At 70.3% G+C, this 7,109-nt stretch carries 6 protein-coding genes; 4 read left to right on the forward strand and 2 right to left on the reverse strand.

What is annotated here, in order from left to right; translation table 11 throughout:
- Positions 1-341: 341 nt before the first annotated feature.
- Both AB8Z75_RS27635 and pcrA read left to right on the forward strand, forming a co-directional pair.
- A complete protein-coding gene (locus AB8Z75_RS27635) occupies positions 342-695 on the forward strand; it encodes a hypothetical protein (RefSeq protein ID WP_369206643.1) in 354 nt (117 codons plus the stop codon).
- 207 nt (positions 696-902) lie between these two features.
- Positions 903-3,434 (forward strand): DNA helicase PcrA, encoded by a 2,532-nt coding sequence (gene pcrA, locus AB8Z75_RS27640; protein ID WP_369206645.1) that lies wholly within the window; start codon positions 903-905, stop codon positions 3,432-3,434.
- A gap of 22 nt (positions 3,435-3,456) precedes the next feature.
- Here pcrA and AB8Z75_RS27645 read toward each other — a convergent pair whose 3' ends face one another.
- Complete coding sequence (locus AB8Z75_RS27645; protein WP_369206647.1) at positions 3,457-4,065, reverse strand: TetR-like C-terminal domain-containing protein; 609 nt, start codon at positions 4,063-4,065, stop codon at positions 3,457-3,459.
- A 195-nt stretch (positions 4,066-4,260) separates the two neighbouring features.
- On the opposite strand from AB8Z75_RS27645, the gene AB8Z75_RS27650 reads away from it, so the two are divergent.
- Positions 4,261-4,767 carry a hypothetical protein gene (locus AB8Z75_RS27650; RefSeq protein ID WP_369206649.1) on the forward strand — a complete coding sequence of 169 codons (507 nt, stop codon included), beginning with the start codon at positions 4,261-4,263 and terminating at the stop codon, positions 4,765-4,767.
- A gap of 105 nt (positions 4,768-4,872) precedes the next feature.
- Here the strand turns inward: AB8Z75_RS27650 and AB8Z75_RS27655 are convergent, their stop codons facing one another.
- Positions 4,873-6,822, reverse strand: a complete 1,950-nt coding sequence (locus AB8Z75_RS27655; RefSeq protein ID WP_369206651.1) for a M23 family metallopeptidase — start codon at positions 6,820-6,822, stop codon at positions 4,873-4,875.
- 82 nt (positions 6,823-6,904) lie between these two features.
- On the opposite strand from AB8Z75_RS27655, the gene AB8Z75_RS27660 reads away from it, so the two are divergent.
- Positions 6,905-7,109, forward strand: a 205-nt coding sequence (locus AB8Z75_RS27660) for a hypothetical protein (RefSeq protein WP_369206653.1), incomplete at its 3' end; no start/stop codon positions are given.

Raw genomic sequence — 7,109 nt, forward strand, 5'->3', positions numbered from 1 at the left:
GGGTGGGGGTTTGCGGTGCGAGGCCATGGGGGCCGTCACTTCCTCACGGGTGTCACTGGTGTGTCACTGAGGTCACATCTGGCCCGGCTGCCGGGGTGGCCGCGCCGACCGGCGGGGCGCGGCCACCTGACGAGGACGCTATGTGCGGACCCCGCTGCCGGGCACGGGGATGACCGCAAGTGATCTCTATCGGCCCAAGCTGCCCTTCTCTGTCCGGTACGGCTCGTCGGCCGCACGGTGCCGGGCGCATATGCGCGGAGCCGACCGATGCCGTGTCGGCCTCGACGGCGAAGGCGGGGGTGTGCTAAGAGCGCCGGAAACGCCCGGATACGCTCACCGGCATGGACGTACTCATCAATGTCTTCGTCGGCCTGCACGTCATCGGTATCGCCGCGCTCCTGGGCGGTTTCTTCACGCAGATGAAGGCGATGGGCAAGGGTGAGGCCCGCATAGCCCCCGGCATGCTCCACGGGGCGCTGACCATGCTGGTCACCGGTGTCGCCATGATCGGCCTGCACCAGGCCGACGACAGTCCGGTGAACAACCTCAAGATGGGCGTCAAGCTCGCCCTGTTCGTCGTGATCCTCGGCATCACCTACGTCAAGCGTGACGACGAGCGCGTGAGCACCCCGCTGTTCGGAGCCGTCGGCCTGCTGACGCTGGTCAACATCTTCATCGCCGTCCTGTGGGTGTGACCCGTCCTGTGGGCACGACCTACGGGCATGGCCTGTGGGCATGACCTGGCCTGCGGGCGAGACCTACGGGTGTGACCTGTGGGTGTGACCTGTGGGCATGGCCTGGCCTGTGGGTGTGGGCCGTCCACGGTGATCCGAAGCACTCGGAGGCCGGGTTTTCCACAGGGCGTGAGGCGTGTCGGTGTGTCGGCCTAGACTCGTACGACGATGAGCAGCCTCTTCGACGACAGCTTCCTGGCGGACCTCGACGGCACGAGCCCCGAGGCGGACGCGCCGCCACCGCCCGAGGACCCCGAGGCCCCCGGCTCGCACGGGCACCAGGGCCCCGAGGAGGAGATCCCCGAGGATCTCTTCCAGGGCACCTTCGCAGGCCCGCGCGCGGGTGCGGGCGCCGCCGCGGGGCGTGACGCCTACCACCGTGACGGCGCGCCCCGCTCCGTCGTCGACCCCGCCGCGCTCCTGGAGGGGATGAACGAGCAGCAGCGCGAGGCCGTGCTGCACGCCGGCTCCCCGCTGCTCATCGTCGCGGGCGCCGGCTCCGGCAAGACGCGGGTGCTCACCCACCGCATCGCCTACCTGCTCGGTGCCAGGAACGTGCACCCGGGCCAGATCCTCGCCATCACCTTCACCAACAAGGCCGCCGGCGAGATGAAGGAGCGCGTCGCCGATCTGGTGGGGCCCCGCGCGCAGTCGATGTGGGTGTCCACCTTCCACAGCGCGTGCGTGCGCATCCTGCGCCGGGAGAGCAAGAAGCTGGGCTTCACCTCGTCGTTCTCGATCTACGACGCGGCCGACTCCAAGCGCCTGATGGCCCTGGTCTGCCGCGATCTGGACCTCGACCCGAAGCGGTTCCCGCCCAAGGCGTTCAGCGCGAAGGTCTCCAACCTCAAGAACGAGCTGATCGACGAGGAGGACTTCGCTGGGCAGGCGGCCGATGGGTTTGAGAAGACCCTCGCCGAGGCCTACACGATGTATCAGGCGCGGCTGCGCGAGGCCAACGCGCTGGACTTCGACGACCTGATCATGACGACGGTCCACCTGCTCCAGGCGTTCCCCGACGTCGCCGACTACTACCGCCGCCGCTTCCGCCACGTCCTCGTCGACGAGTACCAGGACACCAACCACGCGCAGTATCAGCTGGTGCGCGAGCTCGTCGGCCCGGCGGAGGAGCAGGCCGAGCTGTGCGTCGTCGGCGACGCCGACCAGTCGATCTACGCCTTCCGCGGGGCCACCATCCGCAACATCCTCCAGTTCGAGGAGGACTACCCGGACGCGACGACGATCCTGCTGGAGCAGAACTACCGCTCCACGCAGACGATCCTGTCCGCCGCGAACGCCGTCATCGAGCGCAACGCCGACCGCCGCCCCAAGAACCTGTGGACGAGGGCGGGTACGGGCCCCCGGATCACCGGATACGTCGCCGACACCGAGCACGACGAGGCCCAGTTCGTCGCCGAGGAGATCGACCGCCTCGCGGACGGGGAGGCGGGCGGGGAGGCCGCGGAAGGGAAGCCGGGCGGGGAGAAGGTCCGCGCCGGTGACATCGCCGTCTTCTACCGCACCAACGCCCAGTCCCGTGTCTTCGAAGAGATCTTCATCCGCGTCGGCCTGCCCTACAAGGTCGTCGGCGGCGTGCGCTTCTACGAGCGCCGCGAGGTCCGCGACATACTGGCCTACCTGCGGGTGCTGGCCAACCCGGAGGACGCGGTGCCGCTGCGCCGCATCCTCAACGTCCCCAAGCGCGGCATCGGCGAGCGCGCCGAGGCCATGATCGAGGCGCTGGCCCTCCGCGAGAAGATCACCTTCCCGCAGGCGCTCGTCCGCGTCGACGAGGCGTACGGCATGGCGGCCCGCTCCGCCAACGCCGTCAAGCGCTTCAACGTCCTCATGGAGGAGCTGCGCACCGTCGTGGAGTCCGGAGCCGGGCCTGCCACGGTGCTGGAGGCGGTGCTGGAACAGACGGGATATCTCGCCGAGCTCCAGTCCTCCACCGACCCCCAGGACGAGACCCGGATCGAGAACCTCCAGGAGCTCGCCGCCGTCGCCCTGGAGTTCGAGCAGGAGCGCGGCGAGGAGGAGCCCGCCGGCACCCTCGCCGACTTCCTCGAACGGGTCGCACTCGTCGCCGACTCCGACCAGATCCCGGAGGAGGGCGACGAGGAGGGCGTCGTCACGCTCATGACCCTGCACACCGCGAAGGGGCTGGAGTTCCCCGTCGTCTTCCTGACCGGCATGGAGGACGGCGTCTTCCCGCACATGCGCGCCCTGGGCCAGGCCAAGGAGCTCGAAGAGGAACGCAGGCTCGCCTACGTCGGCATCACGCGCGCCCAGGAACGGCTGTACCTCACCCGTGCGGCCATGCGCAGCGCCTGGGGCCAGCCCTCCTACAACCCGCCCTCCCGCTTCCTGGAGGAGATCCCGGGGGAGTATCTCGACTGGAAGCGGACGGGCGCGGGAAGCGGTCCCGCCCAGGCTCCGTCGAGCATCGCCGCCTCCCTCTCCTCGTCCGCGGGCGCCTCGTCCCGACGCGGGGGCCCCTCCGGTTTCGCCACGCGGCGGACGACGGACCGGCCGGTGGTCTCCCTCCAGGTCGGGGACCGCGTCACCCACGACAGCTTCGGCCTGGGAACCGTCCAGGCCGTCAAGGGCAGTGGCGACAACGCCGAGGCCACCATCGACTTCGGCGGCGAGAAGCCCAAGCGGCTGCTGCTGCGGTACGCACCGGTGGAGAAGCTGTAGCCGCGGGCGTCTGACGCAGCGCTCAGGCGAAGGCGAAGACGCCGGCGCGTGCCGCGTGGTAGGCCGCGTCCGCCGTCCGCCGCGCCACCCCGGAGTCCAGCGGCTGGCGGCTGACCAGAAGCCGGTAGTAGATCGGCGCGCTCACCGCCTCGATGACGGCGAGCACGTCGGTGTCCTGGGGGATCTCTCCGCGGGCGGCGGCATGCCGGACCATGCCGGACACCTGGCGGGTGCGCGCGGCGAAGAAGTCCCTCACCGTCCGCTCGCCCTCGGGATGCGCGGTGGCCGCCGCGACCATGCGGAACAGGGTGTTGCGGTGCTGCGCGGACGTGTACAGGGTCCAGATGCCCTCGGCCAGGAGCCGCAGGTCCTCGCGCAGGTTGCCGGTGTCGGGAATGCGGATCTCTCCGGCGACGTGGTCGAACAGGTCGAGGACCACCCCGTGCACCGAGCCCCAGCGTCGGCGGATCGTCGAGGCGTGCACCCCGGACCGGGCAGCCAGGCCTTCGACGGTCAGTTCGGCGTACTGCCCGGCCCCCAACTCACCCAGCGCCGCGTCGAGTACCGCAGCCCGGGTGCGGGCCGTCCTGCCGCCTGGCCGTACCGATCCGTGAGCCTGCTGCTGTGTCATGCCATCCCCCGCGACCGCCACCGCCCGGCGCCCACCACTGTTCTTCCCCGTCCGTCAGCCCTTACCAGGGCCGCATGCTAGTCTCCTCCGGCCGCTAATGCTTTAAAACATGCATTAGCGGGGCCGGGTGGAACCGGACGAGTGTGCCGAACGAAGAGGCAGTCGCACCCCGGCAGCGCGAGAGGAGACCTTGTCATGCGTAAGAAGTGGGGCCCCGCCGCACTGGTGCTGGCCGCCGGGCTGCTGGCGGGCTGCGGGGGGTCCGCCGGGTCCGCCGGGTCCACCGGGTCCGCCGGTGGCGAGGACTCCGGCAAGGCGGAATCCGGAAAAACGGATGCTGGCAAGGAGGGAGCCGGGAAGAGCGCGGGTGGCGAGTCCGGGGGAGGTTCCGGACAGGAGAAGTCCCCGAGTAAGCCGGCGCCCGCAGGGCTGGACGGCACCTGGCGGGTGGGCAACAAGGACAGCCCCCTCGAAACCCTGAAGATCGACGGTACGAAGGTCGAGGCGACCGGCAAGCAGACCTGCCCCGGCGACATCGACGGCCCGCGAAGCGAGAAGCCACGCATCGAACTGCACTGCGCCAAGCCCCTCGACGGCCGGCAGAAGGGCACCGTCGAGATCAAGCCGGACGGGTCGAAGCTGAACATCAGCTGGGACGGCCCCGAGTGGGGCGGCTACATCGACGTCTTCAGCCGTAGCTGAACCGACGCGAGCGGGCCGCGACCGACAGGCTGCGTCCGTGCGCACCCGGGCGGGCCTGGGCGGGTGCGGGCCCGGGGTTCCGCTAGTGCGGGCCCGGGGGTGCCGCTAGCTGATGTTGAGGCCCTTGTCCTGGAGCCACGGGATCGGGTCCACGGCCGAGCCGCCGCCCGGGCGCACCTCGAAGTGGAGGTGCGGGCCCGTGGAGTTGCCCGAGCTGCCCGAGTAGGCGATGACGTCGCCCGCCTTCACCTGCCCCGACCGGATCTTGTTGCTGCTCAGGTGGCAGTACCAGGTCTGCGTGCCGTCCTTGGCCGTCACGATGGCCATGTTTCCGTACGACACGTCGTACTTCGTCGAGACGGTGCCATCGGTGGCCGCCATCACGGGGGTGCCGTAGCTGACGGGGAAGTCGATACCGGTGTGCACCGACATCCAGTTGACCCCGGCCTGACCGTAGCGGGCGCTGAGCGTGTGGTTCTTGACCGGAAGGACGAACTTGGGGCGCATCGCTTCCTTGCGCGCCGCCTCCTTGGCCTTGCGCTCCTTCTCGGCCTCCTGGCGCTGCTTGAGGTCGATGCGCTCCTGCGTGCGGCTGGCCCGGTCGGCGAAGTCGTCGGCGTCGGCGGAGAGCCCCGCGAGCTGGGTGTCGAGCTTGCTGTTGGCACTCGACGGCTTCACCGGCGCGGCGTCCGGTGCCGCCACGGTGGTGGTGCCGCTGTCCTTGTCGCTGTCGTCGCTGCCCATCACGCTGGCCGCAGCGGCGCCCGCCACACCCATGACGGCCACCGACGGCACCGCGACGGTCATCAATGCGCGACGGCGGGGGCGGGGCTTGGGCGAGCGCCGGCGCCCACGCGCGGACGGGCCGTTTCCGACCGTGCCGAGAGCCACGGGAGCCGAGGAGTCCGACGCGTCGTGCTCGTCGAGGAGCTCGCTCTCCATGGTGTCCTCGTCCGCCACGCGGGCCGCGGCAGGTGCGGACGACGGGTCCGGTGCGGGGGCGGCCTCGTCGTAAGCCAGCTGGTGTTCCGACAGGTCGGAGAAGTCCCACTGCGCGGTGGAGTCATGCTGCGCGGTGGAGTCCTGCTGCGGGGACTGAGGCGGCGGGTCCTGCGGGAAGTGCTGATCGTGGCCCGGGGCGTGGCTCATGCCGTCGACGTCATAGCCGCCGTACGCCTGGAGCCCGTCGTGACCGTCATAACTCCCGTCGCCCGCGTGGCCGACGTGGCCCGCGTGGCCGACGTGACCTGCGTGATCTCCGAGGCCTTCGTGTGTGGGGAAGCCGTCGGGCTGGACACCTGGGTACGCGGTGCCGTGCTCATGGCCCACGGGGGACTCGTAGCCGTACGCGACCCCCCGGCCGTCCGTCTCCCAGGATCCCGCGTGCCAACCGGCGTTGTCCCAGCCGGACGTGTCCCACTCGGACGTGTACCAGCCGGCTGTCCCCGCCCCGGCCGTCGCGTCGCCGGCCGGGCCGTCACCGTGCGCGTCCCAACCGCCGTTCCAGGACGCCGAGTCCCAGGCAGCGGTCTCCGGCCCGGCTTCCTGCACGCCGAACGTCCACTGGCCCGTCCCGTCGTCCGGCGTCGGGTAGCCGTAATGCGTTTGCCCGGGTCCCGGCTGGGCCGGGATGCTGGGGGCTCCTGTGGCCTGAGTGCCGTAGCCGGCGTCCCACGAGCCGGAGCCGGAGCCGTCCCAGGAGGTGTAGCCGGTCGCGGTGTTGTCCCAGGAGGCGCCTGGAAAGCTGCCGGTCCCGGACTGGGCGGCGGTACCCGCATGCGCTTCGGCTCCCGGAAGGGCACCGAAGAGCGGGTCGTCGTCGCCGTAGGAGGCGTAAGGGCCCGTAGGGGAGCCGTAAGCGTCGACAGCAGAGCTTGCGGCGGAGTCGTAGGCGCCGACGGGGTACCCACCGTGCGGGTCCGTCGAGTAGGCGGCTTCACCGTACGCGCCGTACGCCGACTGTCCGTAGTCCCCGCCATAGGGCTCGTACGAGAAGCCGGCACCGGAGTCGTCGTCGGGATTCGGGACTCCCGACGGATGACGGTCGTTCACCACCAACTTCTCTTTCGCCTCGGCGACAGGGGCGGAGCAGTGCGGCGACTGTACCCGGCGGTACGCGACGGCGACAATCTTCGGGGTGTTTCAGCCGCTCGGGAAAAGGGCAATCAGCCGTCTTTCGGCGGACTACGGACGGGTAGTAGGTGCTGAGTTCGAAATGCGTTCGAATAGCGACGGTATTCCCGAGGGCCGGATCGACCTCGCCACCCCGCCCCTGTCGCGCAACCGCCCCCACGGCCAACTCCGCACGGAACCGGGCATAAACACCGTACCCAACCGGAACC

This window comes from Streptomyces sp. PU-14G (assembly GCF_041028275.1).
Taxonomy (GTDB): Bacteria; Actinomycetota; Actinomycetes; order Streptomycetales; family Streptomycetaceae; genus Streptomyces.

Bases quoted from the DNA above. Each gene is read 5' to 3' on its own strand.
- AB8Z75_RS27650 (WP_369206649.1), top strand. From the start codon at position 4,261: ATGCGTAAGAAGTGGGGCCCCGCCGCACTGGTGCTGGCCGCCGGGCTG.
- AB8Z75_RS27645 (WP_369206647.1), bottom strand. From the start codon at position 4,065: ATGACACAGCAGCAGGCTCACGGATCGGTACGGCCAGGCGGCAGGACG.
- pcrA (WP_369206645.1), top strand. From the start codon at position 903: ATGAGCAGCCTCTTCGACGACAGCTTCCTGGCGGACCTCGACGGCACG.
- AB8Z75_RS27635 (WP_369206643.1), top strand. From the start codon at position 342: ATGGACGTACTCATCAATGTCTTCGTCGGCCTGCACGTCATCGGTATC.